This window comes from Comamonas sp. (genome assembly GCF_036666375.1).
In the GTDB taxonomy this organism is placed as follows: domain Bacteria; phylum Pseudomonadota; class Gammaproteobacteria; order Burkholderiales; family Burkholderiaceae_C; genus Comamonas.
In genome coordinates, this window is sequence record NZ_JAVWWA010000107.1 from 1 (window position 1) to 17692 (window position 17692).

General features: G+C 65.8%; 17 protein-coding genes, 1 tRNA gene and 1 pseudogene. 7 read left to right on the plus strand and 12 right to left on the minus strand.

Annotated features, from left to right (window positions below; translation table 11 throughout):
• Window positions 1-814 precede the first annotated feature (814 nt).
• The 3 genes from RR928_RS20365 to RR928_RS20375 form a co-directional block, all read right to left on the minus strand.
• Window positions 815-891: transfer RNA gene (locus tag RR928_RS20365), tRNA-Pro, on the minus strand.
• An 82-nt stretch (window positions 892-973) separates the two neighbouring features.
• A complete protein-coding gene (infA, locus tag RR928_RS20370; protein ID WP_159918070.1) occupies window positions 974-1222 on the minus strand; it encodes a translation initiation factor IF-1 in 249 nt (82 codons plus the stop codon).
• A 222-nt stretch (window positions 1223-1444) separates the two neighbouring features.
• Window positions 1445-2590, minus strand: coding sequence for an HPP family protein (locus tag RR928_RS20375; RefSeq protein ID WP_332549865.1), 1146 nt, complete (start codon window positions 2588-2590; stop codon window positions 1445-1447).
• A gap of 152 nt (window positions 2591-2742) precedes the next feature.
• Here RR928_RS20375 and asd point away from each other — a divergent pair, with 152 nt between their 5' ends.
• Window positions 2743-3597: an archaetidylserine decarboxylase gene (gene asd, locus RR928_RS20380; protein WP_332538509.1), complete on the plus strand. Its 855-nt coding sequence runs from the start codon at window positions 2743-2745 to the stop codon at window positions 3595-3597.
• A gap of 39 nt (window positions 3598-3636) precedes the next feature.
• On the opposite strand, the gene RR928_RS20385 is transcribed toward asd, so the two are convergent.
• Window positions 3637-4005, minus strand: a complete 369-nt coding sequence (locus RR928_RS20385) for a hypothetical protein (RefSeq protein WP_332549863.1) — start codon at window positions 4003-4005, stop codon at window positions 3637-3639.
• Window positions 4006-4232: 227 nt separating this feature from the next.
• On the opposite strand from RR928_RS20385, the gene RR928_RS20390 reads away from it, so the two are divergent.
• Window positions 4233-5609 carry a GGDEF domain-containing protein gene (locus RR928_RS20390; RefSeq protein ID WP_332684004.1) on the plus strand — a complete coding sequence of 459 codons (1377 nt, stop codon included), beginning with the start codon at window positions 4233-4235 and terminating at the stop codon, window positions 5607-5609.
• 39 nt (window positions 5610-5648) lie between these two features.
• Here RR928_RS20390 and RR928_RS20395 read toward each other — a convergent pair whose 3' ends face one another.
• Window positions 5649-6308, minus strand: coding sequence for a TetR/AcrR family transcriptional regulator (locus tag RR928_RS20395; RefSeq protein ID WP_332549323.1), 660 nt, complete (start codon window positions 6306-6308; stop codon window positions 5649-5651).
• Window positions 6309-6467: 159 nt separating this feature from the next.
• Here RR928_RS20395 and RR928_RS20400 point away from each other — a divergent pair, with 159 nt between their 5' ends.
• From RR928_RS20400 to RR928_RS20420, 5 genes are all read left to right on the plus strand, one after another.
• Window positions 6468-7712, plus strand: a complete 1245-nt coding sequence (locus RR928_RS20400; protein ID WP_332538513.1) for a branched-chain amino acid ABC transporter substrate-binding protein — start codon at window positions 6468-6470, stop codon at window positions 7710-7712.
• Entirely contained in the window at window positions 7712-8488 is a 777-nt protein-coding gene (locus RR928_RS20405; protein WP_442881634.1) for an SDR family NAD(P)-dependent oxidoreductase, read from the plus strand. Before RR928_RS20400 ends, RR928_RS20405 begins: the two co-directional genes overlap by 1 nt.
• Window positions 8489-8504: 16 nt before the next feature.
• Window positions 8505-9296: an SDR family NAD(P)-dependent oxidoreductase gene (locus RR928_RS20410; protein WP_332538516.1), complete on the plus strand. Its 792-nt coding sequence runs from the start codon at window positions 8505-8507 to the stop codon at window positions 9294-9296.
• A 75-nt stretch (window positions 9297-9371) separates the two neighbouring features.
• Complete coding sequence (locus RR928_RS20415) at window positions 9372-11024, plus strand: class I adenylate-forming enzyme family protein (protein ID WP_332684008.1); 1653 nt, start codon at window positions 9372-9374, stop codon at window positions 11022-11024.
• A 14-nt stretch (window positions 11025-11038) separates the two neighbouring features.
• Complete coding sequence (locus RR928_RS20420) at window positions 11039-12271, plus strand: acetyl-CoA acetyltransferase (RefSeq protein WP_332684010.1); 1233 nt, start codon at window positions 11039-11041, stop codon at window positions 12269-12271.
• A 15-nt stretch (window positions 12272-12286) separates the two neighbouring features.
• Here RR928_RS20420 and RR928_RS20425 read toward each other — a convergent pair whose 3' ends face one another.
• The 7 genes and pseudogenes from RR928_RS20425 to RR928_RS20455 all read right to left on the minus strand — a co-directional run.
• Window positions 12287-13360: an NAD(P)/FAD-dependent oxidoreductase gene (locus RR928_RS20425; RefSeq protein ID WP_332684012.1), complete on the minus strand. Its 1074-nt coding sequence runs from the start codon at window positions 13358-13360 to the stop codon at window positions 12287-12289.
• A gap of 18 nt (window positions 13361-13378) precedes the next feature.
• The gene (fdxA, locus tag RR928_RS20430) at window positions 13379-13708 is read right to left on the minus strand and encodes a ferredoxin FdxA (protein ID WP_332538521.1); all 330 of its coding nucleotides are present in this window, start codon (window positions 13706-13708) and stop codon (window positions 13379-13381) included.
• 125 nt (window positions 13709-13833) lie between these two features.
• On the minus strand, window positions 13834-15165 hold the full coding sequence (locus RR928_RS20435; RefSeq protein ID WP_332538523.1) for a sulfate adenylyltransferase subunit 1: 1332 nt from the start codon (window positions 15163-15165) through the stop codon (window positions 13834-13836).
• Window positions 15165-16097 carry a sulfate adenylyltransferase subunit CysD gene (gene cysD, locus RR928_RS20440; RefSeq protein WP_332538525.1) on the minus strand — a complete coding sequence of 311 codons (933 nt, stop codon included), beginning with the start codon at window positions 16095-16097 and terminating at the stop codon, window positions 15165-15167. The genes RR928_RS20435 and cysD overlap by 1 nt, the downstream gene beginning before the upstream one ends.
• A gap of 38 nt (window positions 16098-16135) precedes the next feature.
• Entirely contained in the window at window positions 16136-16924 is a 789-nt protein-coding gene (locus RR928_RS20445; protein ID WP_332538526.1) for a phosphoadenylyl-sulfate reductase, read from the minus strand.
• Window positions 16924-17310, minus strand: a complete 387-nt coding sequence (locus tag RR928_RS20450) for a DUF934 domain-containing protein (RefSeq protein WP_332538528.1) — start codon at window positions 17308-17310, stop codon at window positions 16924-16926. Before RR928_RS20450 ends, RR928_RS20445 begins: the two co-directional genes overlap by 1 nt.
• 32 nt (window positions 17311-17342) lie before the next feature.
• Window positions 17343-17692 (minus strand): annotated as a pseudogene (locus RR928_RS20455) (nitrite reductase); the annotation flags it as partial.

The window sequence follows — 17692 nt, forward strand, 5'->3', positions numbered from 1 at the left end:
GAGAGGTCTTGCAGGCCTGCGTTGATGAAAAAGACTTCGTCTTTTGCAGGGATGGCCTGAGCGGGGGCAGCATTGTTCATGGATAAGTACCTATCAAGCGTGTTTCAGCCGCAGACTTGGCAGTCGACGGTAGCTATGTTGGCGCGACCGCGTCCATGCAGCCGCACTTGCATCCTTGCGTTTGCTCTAGAGGAGCAACTCGCAAGTGGTGCGAGGAATGCTATTCAAGTGCAATGCGCACATCATTTGGACACACAAAAAACAAATGCACGCAATCTATTTCCTCGGATCGTAGTGCAAGGGCGAAATTTTTGCATCCTCTGTTTGGATGATTTTTGAATGCTCGTGCCGCGTTGATCGAACATGTTCGGCATGTCGCCTCGAGCTTGAAATGCTTCCCAGAAGTTGCGCAGGCACGCAGCACCTCGTTGCCAAATCCACGGCTTATGAGGTATGAGATCGACAGATTTCAGCAGTCAGCTTGCCGCAATGGATGACGCAGAAGTAGCGCTGCCAGCGGTCCATCAATCAGCTGGTGAATTTGCGTTCGCGCGCGCGCTGGTTCATGCAGTACGGCGTCACTGGCAGAAATTGTCCCTCCGTCGGATGCTTGGGAAGCATGCCGAAAGGGAGAGCTATGTGATGGTGTGGGGAGGTGCCGAAGACGAAAAGAAAAAAGGCACTGCGAGGTTTTATCCTTGCAGTGCCTTATCGTCTGGCTCAAAAGTTAGACAGTGCCCAAAATGGTTAGACATTTTGCGTTGGTGTAGAACCTCAGCTATTTGCCTAAATCATTGTCAGAACTTAGAAATAATGGTCGGAGCGGCGGGATTCGAACTCGCGACCCTCTGCTCCCAAAGCAGATGCGCTACCAGGCTGCGCTACGCTCCGACAAAAAGAATTCTAAGGGGGTTTATGGTGCTCTTTTTTGAATTTTCAAAAATATTTCAAAAATGGAGCGCCGTACGCCTTCTTAACGGGGCGAAGGGCCAGGGCCACGGCCGGCCAGATGGCGGAACGTGATGCGGCCCTTGGTCAGATCGTAAGGCGACATTTCCAGCGACACTTTATCGCCAGCCAGGATACGGATGTGATGCTTGCGCATCTTGCCGCCGGTATAGGCGATCAACTGGTGTCCGTTTTCCAGCGTCACGCGAAAGCGCGAGTCGGGCAAGACTTCCGTCACGGAGCCTTGCATTTCAATCAATTCTTCTTTGGCCATATTCTCAATCTCTCATATAAATCTGGGTCACTGCGCCTGTGAGCGGAGGGCACAGCAGCATGCACCGACCCGTGGGGGCCACTGAGTTACTGTGCATGGCAGGCGGTGTAAGCCGCTGCGCTCAAGGCGCACAGCGGTCAGAAGGCCGGAAAACGGCTTCATTCGCACAGGCAGGGCGCTGTACGGAATCTCCCAGATTGTAACCCGTGGGCGGCGCGGCTGCTAGGGTGTGGGCGTGATTGCCGATGCCAGCGCGCGTACCAAATCGGTTTGCGTGATCACGCCGACCAGCCGCTGCTGGGCATCGACGATGGGCAAATGGTGGTGGCCGCCCGCGGAAAACAGCGGAATCAGGTCCATTACGGGCTGGTCCGCGGAGGCCGTCTGCGCCGGACCGCTCATCAGCTCGTTCACGGTCTGTGGCTTTTTGGCACCGATGGCGACCAGTTTGCGCAGGCGCTGGCCCCAGCCTTCGGGAGACTCGAGCGCCGTGGTGCGCATGAAGTCGGACTGCGACAGCATGCCCTGCACCTGGTGGCGGCCGTCGACGACCGGCAAGGCCTTGATGTTCTTTTGCCGCATCAAGGCCCAGGCCTCGCGCAGCGAGACATCGGCTTCGACGGCCAGCGGCGGGGTCGACATGATGTCGGCGCAGCGCAGATCGCCCAGCGTACGCTGGAAGGCCGCGCGGCCCGCGAGGTGCAGCAGGCCTTCAAGGTCGGCGCGGCTGATGTCCAGCACCTGGTTGTATTGTTCGAGCGCGGTGTCGAGGTCGGACTTCTGGAAGTGCTGGCCGCTGGTGGCCTTGCGGCGCAGCGGATAGGGCTTGCCGGTCGCATGGTTGTAGGCGATGGCGCAAAGCAGCAGCACCACGATGTTGAACAGCACCGGAAACACCAGCAGGTCCAGGCCGTTGCTGTGCTCGAGCACCACGAACGCCGCCATGCCCACGCCCGGCGGGTGAAAGCAGCGCAGCAGCAGCATGCCGGCCAGCGTCACGCCCACGGCCAGCGCCGCGGCCCATACCAGGTCGGGCACCAGCATCCGGCACAGCGTGGACACCAGCGCCGCGAGCACGGTGCCGCCCAGCACCGGCCAGGGCTGGGCCAGCGGGCTCGCAGGCATGCCGAACAGCAGCACGGCGCTGGCGCTGAGCGAGGCAATCATCCACGAATCGTTGCCCGCGCCCGCCCACCAGCGGCTCAGAAAGCCGGTGACCAGCAGGCCCAGGATGACGCCGACCACCATGCGCAAGGCTTCCTTGGCGTCGATGCCGACCGAGTGGGGCACCAGGCGCTGCAGCAGCTGCCGAAGTTTGGACGGGCGATTGGAAGGATAGGGCGAGACAGGAGACTGTGGTGCTGGCACGGGCAGGACGGAAAGTGCAGTGGCCCTTCAGGATAGCAAAGCGGTAAGGATGGTGCGCGCCAGCGCGCAGGGGTGGGCCAATCCGTATGGGCAATGGCCCGAATGCGTCGCTAGAATGCCCAGCTTGCCTTGAATCATCTGGAAACCAATCTGTGTCTGATCGCCTTGCCGTGCTTCCCCAATATCTGTTGCCCAAGCAGGCGCTCACGGCCCTCATGGGGCGACTGGCGAATGCCAGGGCCGGCTGGCTGACCACCTGGGTGATAGAGCGTTTCATCGCCCGCTACAAGGTCGACATGGCCGAGGCCGCGAACCCCGATCCCGCAAGCTATGAGACCTTCAACGCATTTTTCACGCGCAGCCTGCGTGCAGGCGTGCGTCCTCAGGTGCAGGCGCCATGGGTCTGCCCGGTCGACGGCGCGGTGAGCCAGCTGGGCCCCATCGCAGGTGACCAGATCTTCCAGGCCAAGGGCCACCATTATTCGACCCAGGCCCTGGTCGGCGGCGATTCCAAGCTCGCCGCCGAGTTCGACGACGGCCACTTCGCGACGATCTACCTGAGCCCGCGCGACTACCACCGCATCCACATGCCCTGCGACGGCAAGCTGCGTGAAATGGTCTATGTGCCCGGTGACCTGTTCTCGGTCAATCCGGTGACCGCGCGCGGCGTGCCCGGCCTGTTCGCGCGCAACGAGCGCGTGGTCTGCGTGTTCGATTCCGCTGCCGGTCCGTTCGTGATGGTGCTGGTGGGCGCGACCATCGTCGGCAGCATGGCCACCGTCTGGCATGGACAGGTCAACCCGCCGCGCAGCGCCGAAATCCGGCGCTGGCAGTATGGGCAGGACGGGCAGGACGGCCCGCTGCTGCGCCAGGGCGAGGAAATGGGCCGCTTCCTGCTGGGCTCGACCGTGGTCCTGCTGTTTCCCAAGCAGCCGCTGCAGTTCAACGTGCTGTGGCAGGCAGGCAGCCCCGTGCGCCTGGGCGAGGCCATGGCGCAACGCAGCTGAAGATCGCGTCCCTGGGCGGCAGGCGCCGCCCGGGAACGTTCACAGGAACCAGTTCAGACCTTCGGCCCGACGTGCGGTGGTGAACTTGGAAGGCTGCAGTCGCAGCCGGTCCGGGCGCACCGGATCTTCGCGGCCCACGAGGTAGACCACCATTTCTCGCCGGCGCAGCACCACATGGCTGACGGTCTCGTTGCGTCCGCCCTCCTGGACTTGCACTCCGGGGCGAAACAGCGGCATCTCGAATGTGAAGCTGCGCGCCTGCACGGGGTGCGTGGCACCTGGCGCGGCGGCGCCCGACGCAGCGGCGCCCGACGCCGCGGCGCCCGGCATGTCGAAGTCTGGCGCAGTGGCGCCCGACCCATCGGCTGCATAGGCAGCGGTTTCCGGTGAGATAGTGAGGGATTGCATAGGCGCAGTCTGGGGAAATAAGCTAGTTATCGGCAGGCGGCGGGGAAAGTTGAGGAGCTATCTCACTTTATCGTCAGGCGCGCGCTTGTCCAGTGCAAGGCCGGGCAGAGGGGCTTGAGCGCGGCGCCAGCCGGTAAGATAGGCCGCATTCGTGGATTCCTTCCTTTTTCCTGGCCACAGACCTGCCGTCTGTACGCGCACGGGATGTCGCCTAGTCGTTTTACCCCATGCCCCAAATTTCCATTGAGCAGCTCAGTCACGATTGGCATGCGCTGCAAGGCTGCGCATCCCCCGCCGCGCGGGAATGCATAGAGCAGCTTGCTTTCACGCACCAGAAGAATCTGGCCAGCCATTTTTACACCGAAATGCTCAAGGATGAAGCGGCTTCGGCGCTGCTGACGCACGAGCAGGTGCGGGTGCGGCTGCACCACTCCATGTCCCAATGGATCGCCGAGGTGTTCAGCACGGCCACGCAGGAGCAACTCGCGCAGCGCGTGGCGCGCCAGATCAAGATCGGTGAAGTGCACGCGCGCATCGATGTGCCCGTGCACCTGGTGCTGCGCGGCGCGCGCAGCCTCAAGCGCGGTCTGGGCGCATTGCTGGACCAGGCGCTGGTCGACGACCATGCGCTGCAGCTGCAGGCCTATGCCTACGGCCAGGCCGTGATCGATATCGCCATGGAAATCATGAGCCAGGCCTATTCACGCTCCCATGACCGCAGCGCGCGCGCCCAGGAGGCCTACCGGCTGCATGCGGTGGCCCAGGACATGAGCGCCGAGCGCGAGCGCCAGCGCGCGGCCGTGCTCGACTGGGAGAACCGCCTGATGTTCGAACTCGCCATGGGCTTGCCGGCGCCGCATCTGCCGCGCATGGGAGCTTCCGAGTTCGGCCTGTGGTTCCGCCACAAGGGCGCGCATGCGTTTCGCGGCACGAGTGAAACCAGCTTGATTCTCGAGACCATGGACTTGATCGACGAGCGGCTGCTGCCTTCGCTCGACGAGGATGCCGATGCGCCGACACGCCTGCAGCAGTTGCGCGCGCTGCATGAGCATACGCAGACGATTGCCTTCCACCTCGATGCGCTGTTCGAGCAGAACCGCGAGCTCGACGCGGGCCGCGATGTGCTCACGCGGCTGCTCAACCGCAAGTTCCTGCCCGTGGTGCTGCGCCGCGAGATCGACTACTGCCGCGAACGCCACGCGAATTTCGCGCTGCTGTCGCTGGACGTGGACCATTTCAAGCAGATCAACGACCGCTTCGGCCACGAAGGCGGCGATCTGGTGCTGCAGCAACTTGCCGTCATTCTGTCGAGCGCCTGCCGCGCGGGCGACTACACCTTCCGTCTGGGCGGCGAGGAGTTCCTGCTGCTGCTGGTGGACATCGACGAAGCGCGCGCGCTGGCGCTGGCCGAGCGGCTGCGCGCGCAGGTGGAAAAGGAGCCATTTCGCCTGCCCGGCGACTGCCGCGAGCAGGTCACGGTGAGCATAGGCGTGGCGATGCACAACGGCCACCCGGACTACGAGTACACCGTGCGCCAGTCGGACCAGGCGCTGTACGCGGCCAAGAATGGCGGCCGCAACCGCGTGGAGCGGGCTGCGGGCTAGTACTGCGAGGCCGGGCCTGCGGTCGTGCCCGGCCTGGCGTCAGGACTTTGCCGGCGCCATGGGCAGGGGCGAAAGGCAGGCAATGGCGTGGTCGGCAAAGGCCTGGGCGATCTGTTCGCCCGACTGGGCCCCGCCTTCGGTGAACCAGCGGTTGATGTTGTTGATCGCCCCCATCAGGAAGAACACCGCCAGCTTGGCATCGCAGGGCGCGATCAGACGCTGGTCGACGGCTTGCGTGACCAGCGTGCGCAGCTGGGTGTCGATGACGCGCCGCCTGCGCTGTATGACCTCGGTGTGGTCCGGCGTCATCGAGTAGTACTCGGTCAGCACCACGCAGGTGCCCAGCTCGCTGGTGATCTTGCGGATGTACAGCGCAACGAAGTCATGGAGCCGCTGCAGCGGCGCGGCGCTGCCCTGCATGGCCTGGGCCAGGGCTTCCTCGGCCATCGCCACGGCCATCTGATGGCATTCAAACAGGATCTGGTGCTTGTTCTCCACATAGCGGTAGAGCGCGGGCTTGGTCACCGACAGGGCGCTGGCAATGTCGTCCAGCGTGGTGTTGTGGAAACCCTTGGTGCCGAAGACGCGGCCGGCGGCAACGATCAGCGCGCGCTTGCGGATCTCGCGCGGATCGGGTGCCTCCGCCAAGGCATTGTTCCAGCGCGCTGGTTTGGCGGGCACTTGGGTTTGCTTTGTCATGTCAGTGGAGATGGCGGCGATGTCGCCGATGTGTCAATTTCGTGGTTGACCCCGGGCAGGGGCACTCATAAGATTCACAGCAAGTTACCGCAGAGTAACTTCTGGTTTATCCATCATAAACAACCTGCGCAAGGCGGGTGAGCAACTGGAGACAAGTTCATGGGAATCTTTCGTTCAACATGCGTTGCCGCCGTCTTCGCCACCGGCGCGACCTGGTCGCTGGCGCAGTCCGGACAGCCCATCCGGATTGCCCACATCGACACATTTTCCGGTCCCACGGCGTCGACCGGAACGACCGTGGCAAAGACCATGCAGTATGCTGTGCATTTGATCAACGAGCGCGGCGGCGTGCTCGGCCGCAAGCTCGAAGTGGTGCAGATGGACAATGCCGGCGACTCGAACAAGGCCGTGGCAATGCTCACCAGCACCATCGACCAGAAGATCAACTTCATGGTGCAGGCGGGCAACTCGGGCATTGCAGGCGCGCTGCTGACGGCCGTGGAAAAGCACAACCAGCGCAACCCCGCGGCGCGCGTGCTGTTTCTCAACTACGGCTCGGCCTTGCCCGATCTGACCGAGTCCAAATGCAGCTTCTGGTTTTTCCGTTTCGAAGCCCACCAGAAGATGAAGATGCGCGCCGTGGCCGACCATGTGGCCAGGTCGCCGGAGATCAAGAAGATCTATCTGATCAATCAGGACTACAGCTTCGGCCACGAGGTCAGTGCGGATGCCAAGGCGCTGATCGGCAAGGTGCGTCCCGACATCCAGTTCGTGGGCGACGAATTCCACCCGTTTGGCAAGATCAAGGACTTTTCGCCCTATGTGCTGAAGATCAAGCAGTCCGGCGCCGACACGGTGCTCACCGGCAACTGGGGCAATGACCTGGCGCTGATGGTGCGCGCCAGCAAGGAGTCGGGGCTCAACGCCAAATACATCACCTACTACGGCGGGCTGTTCGGCGTGCCGACCTCGATTGGCGCTGCCGGCGAGAACACCGTTTTCCAGATTGCGTCCTGGCACCCGAACGTTCCGGTGGAAGACCGGCAGCCCGAGCTGGAGAAATACCAGCGCGATTTCAAGGCCAGGTTCGGCGAAGACCTCTACTACACCTCCATCCTGGTGCAGATGGACATGCTGGCCAAGGCGATAGAGAAGACCGGCAACACCCAGGATCTGGTCAAGATCGCCACGGCACTCGAAGGCATGGAGCATGACTCGCCGTTCGGCAGGATCAAGATGCGTGCCCAGGACCACCAGGCCAGCCACCCGATCTACATCAACCAGCTGGTCAAGGGCGTCAAATATGACGCCGAAGGCCTGGGCATGGGATGGAAGACCGTGGCCAAGGTTGCCGGCGACGACACGCAGCTGCCCTCGCCCTGCAAGATGGAGCGTCCGCGGTGATCGAGCTGCATGGCCGGATTGCGGTCGTGACCGGGGGCGGCTCTGGCCTGGGCCGGGCAAGCGCCAGCGCGCTGCAGGCAGCGGGCGCGCGCGTGGTGCTGCTGGACCGCGATGCGCACGCATTGGCGGCGGCCGCCGACACCCCGGGCCTGCGGGGCTATGTGTGCGACATCACCCAGGACCTGGAAACCGAGCAGCTTTTCGAACGCATCCGGGACGAGGTCGGCCCGGTCTCCATCCTGGTGAACTGCGCCGGCATTGCCGACCCGGGCAGCGTTGTCCGGCAGGGCCAGGCCATGCCGCTGAGCAGGTTCGAGCAGGTGATTGCCGTGAATCTGCTGGGCACGCTCAACTGCATACGCTGCGCCGTGCCGCAGATGATAGAACAGGGCGCATTGCCGGCGCAGGCCGGGGGCGAGGCCGGCGTGATCATCAACACCGCCTCGATTGCCGCTTTCGACGGGCAGATGGGGCAGGCCGCGTATGCGGCCTCCAAGGGCGGCGTGGCCGGCATGGTGCTGCCGCTGGCGCGCGAGCTCGGTGAATATGGCATACGCGTCATGGGCATTGCGCCCGGCGTGTTCGAGACGCCGATGACGATGGGGCTTTCGGCCGCATCGCGGGACGTCGTTTTCGCGGCCGTGCCGCCTTATCCCCAGCGCCCCGGCCAGCCGCACGAATTTGCGCAGCTGGTCATGGCGATACTGGCCAATCCCATGCTCAACGGCGAGGTGGTGCGCCTGGACGGCGCGCTGCGCATGCCGGCGCGCGTGTAGCGCAGAGGAGGGTTCTATGAAACTGCACGGAAGCATTGCGGTGGTCACCGGCGCCGCCTCTGGCCTGGGACTGGCCTGCGTGGAGATGCTGCGGGCGCAAGGCTGCAGCGTTGCCGCCATCGATCTGGCGCCGGCGGCGCCCGGCGACGCGGGCGCTGGCCCCGGCCTGCTGCCGCTGAGCGGCGATGTGGCCAGCGCGCACGACATGGAGCAGGCCTTTGCGACCACCCGGCGCCTGCTGGGAACGCCCAACATCCTGATCAACTGCGCGGGCGTGCTCGGGCCCGCGCGGGTCTTCAGCCGAGACAAGGCGACGGGGCGCGTGCTGCCCCGGTCCATGGACGCCTTCCGGCGCGTGATCGCCATCAACCTGGTGGGCACGTTCAACACCATACGCCTGTTTGCCCAGGGCCTGAGCCAGGCCGGCGCGGTGCATGACGACGAGGATCGCGGCGTGATCGTCAACACCGCGTCCGTCGCCGCCTATGAGGCCTTGTCGGCGCAAGCCGCCTATGGCGCCTCGAAGGCCGGCGTGGCCAGCATGACGCTGCCTCTGGCGCGCGAACTCGCACGCTACGGCATACGCGTGGTGGCGATCGCGCCGGGCACGTTCGAGACCGGCATGTACGAGGTGGTGCCCGACCATACGCGCCGCACCCTGATTGACGACGTGCCGTTTCCCCGGCGGCCCGGACGTCCGCAGGAGTTCGCGCACATGGCCAAGGCGCTGATAGAGAACGCCATGATGAACGGCAGCGTGGTGCGGCTCGACGGCGCGGTGCGCATGCGCGAGCCCGCGCGGCGCTGACGCGCGTCGCTGAACGCGCATCACTAACGCGCGTCACTGAACGCAGCCCCAAGTCCTCCCTTTTTTCACATTGCCATGACCGAGTCCTCTTTCACTGATGACCATGCCACGCGCATCGAGGCGCTCTACCAGGACCGCCTCGTGCCCTGCTATGCCCACAGGCCCGCCCATCTGGATGCCATGTTCCGCGCCACGGTGCAGCGCCGCCCCGAGGCGCAGGCGCTGGAGGAGGGCGAGCGCCGCCTGAGCTATGCCGAGCTGGACCGCGAGGTCGGCCTTGTGGCCGCCGGCCTGGCGGCGCTGGGCACGGCCCGGTCGGACCGGGTCGTGCTGTGGCTGGAAAACCGGCTGGAATTCGTCATCACGCTGCTGGCCATCTGGCGGCTTGGGGCCATTGCCGTGCCCGTAGGCACCCGGCAAAGCGCGGCCGAGCTGGCGTACATGCTCAACCAGTGCGGTGCCAGCGGCCTGGTGTTCGAGAGCACGCTGGCCGAACGCCTGCCTGCCCCGGCAAGCACCCCGGGCCTGCGCTGGAAGGTGGACTGCCTGGACAGCCGCGCCGCGGGTGCGACCCCGCAGGCGGGCGCGAGCCTGCCCTACGAAAGCCTGGCGCGCGCGCCCGGTGTCCAGGCGCTGGCCGCCGACTTCAGCGACCAGTCTGCGGCCTGCATCATGTACACCTCGGGCACGACCGGCCACCCCAAGGGCGCGGTGCTGTCGCATCTGGCCTTCTTTCACACGGCGCGCCATTACGTGCACCGCTTCGGCTATCGCGCCGACGACCGCATGCTGCTGGTGATTCCCGCCAGCCATATTTCGGGCCTGCTGGCCGCGGTGGTCGTGACGCTGCAGGCGGGCGGCTGTCTGGTGTGCCTGCGGCATTTCAACGCCGAACAGGTGCTGGCCGAAATGGAGGCCAGGCGCATCACGGCCACGGTCATGGTGCCGGCAATGTACAACCTGTGCCTGCTGCAGCCGGAGATCGCGAGCCGCGATCTCTCGGCCTGGCGCATAGGGCATTTTGGCGGCGCGGCCATGCCCGAGGTCAGCATCGAGCGGCTTGCCCGGGTGCTCCCGGGGCTGGCGCTGTACAACGGCTTTGGCGCGACCGAAACCACGTCGGCCGTGGCCCTGACCGAGCGCGGCGACGCCGCGCGCTTTCCCGACTCCGTCGGAACGCTGGTGCCTTGCGTGGACATCCGCGTGCTCGATGCCGACGGCCATGAAGTGCCGCCCGGTGCCGCGGGCGAGCTGTGGATACGCAGTCCCGGCAATGCCATTGGCTACTGGGACCAGCCCGAAGCGACGCGCAAGGCCTTTGTGGCCGGCTACTGGCGCTCGGGCGATATCGGCAGCGTGGACGCTGGCGGCTACCTGCGCGTTTTCGATCGCATCAAGGACATGATCAATCGCGGCGGCTACAAGGTCTATTGCGTGGAACTCGAGAACTGCATCCAGCGCCATGAAGGGGTGGTGGAAGTCGCCGCCGTTGCCAGCCCCTGCGAGGTGCTGGGCGAGCGCATCCATGTCTTCCTGCATGCGCAGGGCGCCATCGATGCGGACAGCGTGCGCCAGCTGTGTCGCAGCCAGCTGGCGGACTACAAGACGCCCGACTTCATCACGGTCAGCGCGACGCCGCTGCCGCGCAACCTCAACGGCAAGCTGGTGAAGGCCCCGCTGCGCGAAGCCGCGCGCGCCGCCGCCGCCGCCCGCCTCCTGCCACGCTAAACCAAGGACCAGCCATGCGACACAACCCCATCTATCTCCTCGGCGGCGCGCAGACCGACTTCGCGGTCAACGCCGCCCGCCAGGGGCAAGGCCTGTTCGAGCTGCTGCAGTCCGCGGTGCAGGGGGCCCTGCAGGACGCGGGCGTGGATGCCAGCGAGGTCCAGGCCGGGCATGTGGGCAATTTCGTCGGCGAGCTGTTTGCCGGCCAGGGCCAGCTCGGCGGCATGTTTGCCGCCATCGATCCGGCGTTCTACGGCATGCCCGCGGGCCGGCACGAAGCCGCCTGCGCATCGGGCAGCATTGCCATGCTTGCGGCCACGGCCGAGCTCGAGGCCAGTCGCTATGACTGCGTGATCGTTGCCGGTGTCGAGCTCGAGCGCAATGTTCCCGGCGCGCTCGCTGCCCAGCATCTGGGCGCTGCGACCTGGGTGGGCGAGGAAGCCCAGGACGCGAAATACGCCTGGCCTCACATGTTTGACCTGGTGGGCCAGGAATATGCGCGCCGCTATGGGCTCAAGTACGAACACCTGGGGCGCATCGCGCAGATCAACATCGAGAATGCGCGGCGCAATCCCAACGCCCAGACGCGCGATTGGGAATACGGTCCGCGCAGCTTCCTGGCCGACGACGTCGCCAACCCGGTGATCGAAGGCATGATTCGGCGCCAGGACTGCGGGCAGGTCACCGACGGCGCGGCGGCCGTGGTGCTGGCGAACGAGCGCTTTGCCGGCGCCTGGGCCGCGCGCCACAACCGCTCGCTGGATTCGATTGCGCGTCTCACCGGCTGGGGGCACAGCACGGCGCATCTGAAGCTCGATGCCAAGCTGCGCGCCAGCGCCCAGTCGCCCTATGTGTTCCCGCATGTGCGCGCTGCCATCCAGGATGCTTTGCGGCGCGCCGGCGTCGCCGATGTTTTCCAGCTCGACGGCATAGAAACCCACGACTGCTTCACCACCACCGAATACATGGCCATAGATCATTTCGGCATCACGGCGCCGGGGCAAAGCTGGCGCGCCATCGAGGACGGCACGATTGCCGCGGGCGGGCGGCTGCCGATCAATGCCAGCGGCGGCCTGATAGGCCTGGGCCACCCCGTGGGCGCGACGGGAGTGCGCATGGTGCTGGACACGGCGCGCCAGGTCACGGGCCGGGCCGGAGCCTGTCAGATCGAGGGCGCGCGCCGCTGTGCCACGCTCAACATCGGCGGCAGCGCGACCACGGTGGTGAGTTTTGTGGTCGAGCGCTGAGCAGGCGCGGGCGCGCTATTCGCTGGCCGGATGTTCCACGCCCAGGATGGCGTGCAGCCGCGCGCTGGTGGTCGTGTATTGCAGCAAGACCTTGGCGCCGCTGAGCAGCTCGGCCGCGGCAAACGCGGCCAGCGTGGCTTCATGGAAGGCGCAGAGGATCAGCCGGCGCTTGCCCGGGTAGTGGTTGATGTCGCCCACGGCATAGATGCCGGGCTGGCTGGTAGAGAACGTTGCGGCATCGACCAGCAATTGCTTGCGCTCCATCGCCAGACCCCAGTCGGAGATGGGCCCCAGGCGCGGTGAAATGCCCAAATAGACCCAGAGCTGGTCCAGCGCCAGGCGCTGCGGCGCGCCCTGCGGGTCGGTGAGCTGCAGCGCGGCGAGGCTGCCGTTCTGCTCTTCCATGCCATTGATCTGCGCCGCGATGACGGTGATGCGCCCGCTGTCGCGCAGCGCCTGCAGGCGGGCCAGCATATCGGGCGCGGCATTGAAGACATCGCGGCGATGCAGCAGCGTGACATGCGCCCCCGGATGGATCTCGGCGCAGCGCAGCGCCGCGGCCACCGCATCTTCGTCGCCGCCATGGACCACGATCTTCTGGCCGGCGGCAACCTCGACATCGGCCGGGTGGTAGTGCAACTGGCGACCGAGATGCGCCTCGATGCCGGCAATCTTGAGCATGCGCGGCACAAACGCGCCCACGCCCGCGGCAATGAACACGCAGCGCGCGCGCAGCTGGGCACCCGATGTGGTGCTCAGCAGGAAGCGGCCGTCGGCCAGGGTTTCAAGCCCCTGCACCTGGGCGGCCAGATGCCATTGCGGCTGGATGGGCGCGAGCTGCTTGAGCAGCAGGGCCACGAGTTCGCGGCCCGTGCAGACCGGAATGCCCGGAACGTCATAGATGGGCTTGTCGCCGTACAGCTCGGCGCACTGGCCGCCCGCATGGGGCAGGGCGTCGATGATATGCACGCCCAGGCCTTGCAGGCCCAGCTGGAAGGCCTGGAACAGGCCGGCCGGGCCGGCGCCTATCACCACCGCATCGGTGTCAATGGGATCGTGGGAAGCGGGGGGCAGGGCGCGGTCTGTCATCAGGGGTGCATCAACCGATCAGCGTTGCAGCGCGGCAATCTTGCCGGGCTGGCCGTTGAATTCGTCGGCATCGGGCAGCGCGTTCTTGCGCTTGGTGATGCTCTTCCAGCCCGCGGCCAGCGACAGCTCGGCGTTGAGCTTGATGAATGCCAGCTGATCGGGCGGCACGTCTTCTTCGGCAAAGATGGCGTTGGCCGGGCACTCGGGGATGCAAACTGCGCAGTCAATGCATTCATCCGGGTCGATGACCAGCATGTTCGGGCCTTCGCGGAAGCAGTCCACGGGGCATACGTCCACGCAGTCGGTGTATTTGCACTGGATGCAGTTTTCGGAAACGACGTGAGTCATGAGGAACTTTGGAGTTATAGGGTCAGTACTGAGCTGATTTTATTTCACTGGGCCGATTCGTGGGCGCAGTGTGTATCGAGGAGGGCGCCGCGCCGGGGTTATCACCCCCGGCGCGCGGCGCGAACTCAATGCGCAAGGGCTGCAGCGGCGGTCTTGTGGCTGGCAGTATCGACCAGAATCAGCGCGCCCTGGATACGCGCTTCGGTGAATGGACGCAGCGGCAGCGGTTCCTGCAGCGCGAGTTCGACCACGCCAATGGCATTGGCCTGCAGGTTGGCGGCGGGCTCTTCGGCCAGCGTGTGGATGTCGAGATGATGCACCACGCGGCGCACCTTGGCCTTGACCCAGCGGTGGCCGTGCAGCGCAAGATACACGCGCCCGGGCACCAGCGGCTCGTCGTCCATCCAGGCGACGGTGGCCGTGAGATCGCGCCGGCCCACGGGCGCGGTCTCCTCGGCGTCGAAATCATCGTCGGCCACGGGCGCTGCCGTGCTGGCGGCCAGGATCCAGTCGCCGCGCGAGACATCGACTTCGCGGTCCAGCACCACGCCCGCGCTGTGGCCGGCGCTCACGTCGCCGGGGCGGCGTGCATGGTCGAGCACCTGGGCGACGACGGCGGTCTGGCCGCTGGGGAAGATCTGCACGCTCTGGCCGGCCTGCAGCTGGCCCGCGCCCAGGCGGCCCCAGAACACGCGCCGACCCTGCGAGGTATCGGCCGACGCGGAGAATTTCTCCACCCATTGCACCGGCAAGGCCGTGGGCAGCGCGGTATCGGCGGGCGTGCTGGGCAGGCCTTCGAGCCATTGCAGCAGGCTGGGGCCGCTGTAGCCGCACCAGCCTTCATGCGAGGTGACCACATTCCAGCCCTTGAGCGCCGAGACCGGCACCGTGGCGGCAACGCGGATGCCGGCCGCGGCGGCAAAGCGTTCGAGCGCTGCCTTGATATGGACAAAGGCCAGTTCGGGCTCGGCGACGGCGTCGAGCTTGTTGACCGCGAACACCAGCGAAGGCACGCGCAGCAGATGCACCAGCAGGCTGTGGCGGCGGGTCTGGGGCAGCAGCGCCAGATCGGGCGAGCGCCAGTCGAGCTTGGTTGCATCGACCAGCACCACGGCGGCGTCGGCGCTGCTCGCGGCCGTGACCATGTTGCGCGTGTACTGCTCGTGGCCGGGAGCGTCGCCGATGATGAACTTGCGCGTCGGCGTGGCGAAGTAGCGGTAGGCGACGTCAATCGTGATGCCTTGCTCGCGCTCGGCCGACAGGCCGTCGGTCAGCAGCGCGAGATCGGTCTCGCCGCTGCGCTGAACGCCCGCGAGCTGGTCCTGCAGCACCGACTTGCTGTCGACCAGCAGGCGGCCGATCAGCGTGCTCTTGCCGTCATCGACGGAGCCGCAGGTGATGAAGCGCAGCGCCGAGGCTGTGCCTTCGGCCGGGGAAGTGAATGCAGTGCTTGTCATTAGAAGTAACCTTCCTTCTTGCGCTTTTCCATGGATGCGTCGCTGGTCTTGTCGTCCATGCGCGTGGCGCCGCGTTCGCTGACGTCGGCGGCCAGGGTTTCAATCACGATGTCGGCGGCGCTGGCGGCCGTGCTTTCGACCGGGCAGGTGCAGGTGATGTCGCCCACGGTGCGAAAACGCACGTCGCGCAGCACGACTTGCTCGCCTTCGCGCGGCTGGGTCAGCTCGGTCACCGGCACCAGCAGGCCGCGGCGCTCGACCACTTCACGCTGGTGCGTGTAGTAGATCGAAGGCAGGGCGATCTGCTCGCGTTCTATGTATTGCCAGACGTCAAGCTCGGTCCAGTTGCTGATCGGGAACACGCGGAAATGCTCGCCCGGCGCGATGCGGGTGTTGAACAGCGTCCACAGCTCGGGGCGCTGGGCCTTGGGTTGCCACTGGCCGAAGCTGTCGCGGTGCGAGAAGATGCGCTCCTTGGCGCGGGCCTTCTCCTCATCGCGGCGCGCGCCGCCGATCAGCGCGTCGAAGCGGAATTCCTCTATGGCTTCGAGCAGCGTCACCGACTGGTGCACGTTGCGCGATTCGCCGGGATGGGCCAGGCGCACGGTGCCGCGCGCCATCGAGTCCTCGACATTGCGCACGATCAGCTCGGCGCCCAGTTCCTTGGCGCGCTGGTCGCGAAAGGCCGTGACTTCAGGGAAGTTGTGGCCGGTATCTATCATCAGCAGCGGATAGGGCAGGCGGCCGGCGCCGAACGCCTTTTCGGCGCAGCGCAGCATCACCAGCGAATCCTTGCCGCCGGAAAACAGCAGCGTCGGGCGCTCGAAAGTGGCGGCCACTTCGCGCAGGATGAAGATGGTTTCCTCTTCCAGGGCGTCGAGATGGTGGTTGCTGAGCTGGGTCAGCACATGGGGAGCGATGGGAGCGTTCATGCAAAACCTTGGGGGCAATATCGGGAGAGGGCAGGACTTCAAGAGGCCTTGACGTGCAGGCCGCATTCCTTGGCGGTCTCGTCCTCCCACCACCAGCGGCCGGCGCGGAAGTCTTCGCCCAGGCTGATGGCACGGGTGCAGGGCGCGCAGCCGACCGAGGGGTAGAACTGGTCGTGCAAGGGGTTGTAGTCGACGTCATTGAGCGCGATGTAATGCCACACATCGCCCCAGGTCCAGTCGGCCAGCGGGTTGAACTTGGTCAAGCCCTTGGTCTCTACTTCGCTGGTGTCGATCGCGGGCACATCGGCGCGCGCATTTGACTGCTCGCGGCGCAGGCCCGTGATCCAGCCGGTGCGGCCGGCCAGCGCGCGCGCGAGCGGCTCCATCTTGCGTATGCCGCAGCATTGCTTGCGCAATTCGAGGCTGCGGTACATCGCGTCCTGTCCCTGGGTGCGCACGAACTGGATCACCTGTTCGTGGCGCGGGCGATAGACCTCGATATCGGCACGCGACGTCGCTTCGGTGCGTTCCAGCAGCGCCAGCGTCTCGGTGTGCAGCGCGCCGGTGTCGAGCACGAACACCGGGATGTCGAGCGCCAGCGCGTTGATCAGATGGGTGATGACCACGTCTTCGGCGCCCAGGCTGGACGCCTGGGTCACGTCGCCCTGGCGCCCGCCATGGGCCGCAGCCTGGCGCAGCAGCTGCTCGGTCTGGGCGAGCTTGGCCGCGAAATCGCTGCTGGGCCGCGCGTTGCTGCGCACGGCCTGGCGGGTCTGGCCTGCGCCGGAGCCGGACGCGGGCAGCAGTGAGCTGGTGATGCCGGACATCAGTCCTCCTGCGACGCGAAGATGGGCGCGGTGTGCACCGCATCGCCCTGGTAGAAGCGCGCAAAGCGTTCGAACTGGCGCTGGGCGGCCGACGCATCGACGTCGGCGCGCAGCACGGCGCTGCTGAAACCGGTGCGCTGCATCTGCACCAGCTGGTCGATCAGCACATCGCCGGTGGCGCGCAGATCGCCCGTGAAGCCGCGGCGGCGGCGCAGCAGGTAGGCCTGGCTGAACGCGCGGCCGTCGGTGAACTGCGGAAAGTGCAGGTCGATGCGCGTCACACCTTCAAGCGGCAGCGCCAGCGCATCGGCATCGTTGGCCAGCGCCACCTGGCTGGCGTCGCCCTCGGCGGGCGCCTGGTGTTCGTGGGAAGCTAGGATTTTCATCGTCTCGAGCGGATTTTGGGTGGACCGGGAACTCAGGCCGTGGCTTCGGCTTCGACGGGAGCAGGATGGCGCGCGGACTTGCCGGCTTCCTTGAACGGATCGAGGCCCAGGCGGCGCACGGTGTCCTGGAAGCGCTCGCCGGCTTCGCGCTGGTCGCGGTAGGTGGCCAGCACGGCTTCGATCACGTCGGGCACTTCGGCCGCCGAGAACGACGGGCCTATGACCTTGCCCGCGACCGAGGCGCCCGACAGCAGCGAGCCGTCCGAGCCGCCCAGCGTGACCTGATACCACTCCTTGCCGTCCTTGTCGACGCCCAGGATGCCGATATGGCCGCTGTGGTGGTGGCCGCAGCTGTTGATGCAGCCGCTGATGTGCAGGTCGA

Coding starts and splice junctions, on each gene's coding strand:
- infA (WP_159918070.1), bottom strand. CDS start 1,222: ATGGCCAAAGAAGAATTGATTGAAATGCAAGGCTCCGTGACGGAAGTC.
- RR928_RS20385 (WP_332549863.1), bottom strand. CDS start 4,005: ATGCAATCCCTCACTATCTCACCGGAAACCGCTGCCTATGCAGCCGAT.
- RR928_RS20390 (WP_332684004.1), top strand. CDS start 4,233: ATGCCCCAAATTTCCATTGAGCAGCTCAGTCACGATTGGCATGCGCTG.
- RR928_RS20395 (WP_332549323.1), bottom strand. CDS start 6,308: ATGACAAAGCAAACCCAAGTGCCCGCCAAACCAGCGCGCTGGAACAAT.
- RR928_RS20400 (WP_332538513.1), top strand. CDS start 6,468: ATGGGAATCTTTCGTTCAACATGCGTTGCCGCCGTCTTCGCCACCGGC.
- RR928_RS20410 (WP_332538516.1), top strand. CDS start 8,505: ATGAAACTGCACGGAAGCATTGCGGTGGTCACCGGCGCCGCCTCTGGC.
- RR928_RS20415 (WP_332684008.1), top strand. CDS start 9,372: ATGACCGAGTCCTCTTTCACTGATGACCATGCCACGCGCATCGAGGCG.
- RR928_RS20420 (WP_332684010.1), top strand. CDS start 11,039: ATGCGACACAACCCCATCTATCTCCTCGGCGGCGCGCAGACCGACTTC.
- RR928_RS20425 (WP_332684012.1), bottom strand. CDS start 13,360: ATGACAGACCGCGCCCTGCCCCCCGCTTCCCACGATCCCATTGACACC.
- fdxA (WP_332538521.1), bottom strand. CDS start 13,708: ATGACTCACGTCGTTTCCGAAAACTGCATCCAGTGCAAATACACCGAC.
- RR928_RS20435 (WP_332538523.1), bottom strand. CDS start 15,165: ATGACAAGCACTGCATTCACTTCCCCGGCCGAAGGCACAGCCTCGGCG.
- cysD (WP_332538525.1), bottom strand. CDS start 16,097: ATGAACGCTCCCATCGCTCCCCATGTGCTGACCCAGCTCAGCAACCAC.
- RR928_RS20445 (WP_332538526.1), bottom strand. CDS start 16,924: ATGTCCGGCATCACCAGCTCACTGCTGCCCGCGTCCGGCTCCGGCGCA.
- RR928_RS20450 (WP_332538528.1), bottom strand. CDS start 17,310: ATGAAAATCCTAGCTTCCCACGAACACCAGGCGCCCGCCGAGGGCGAC.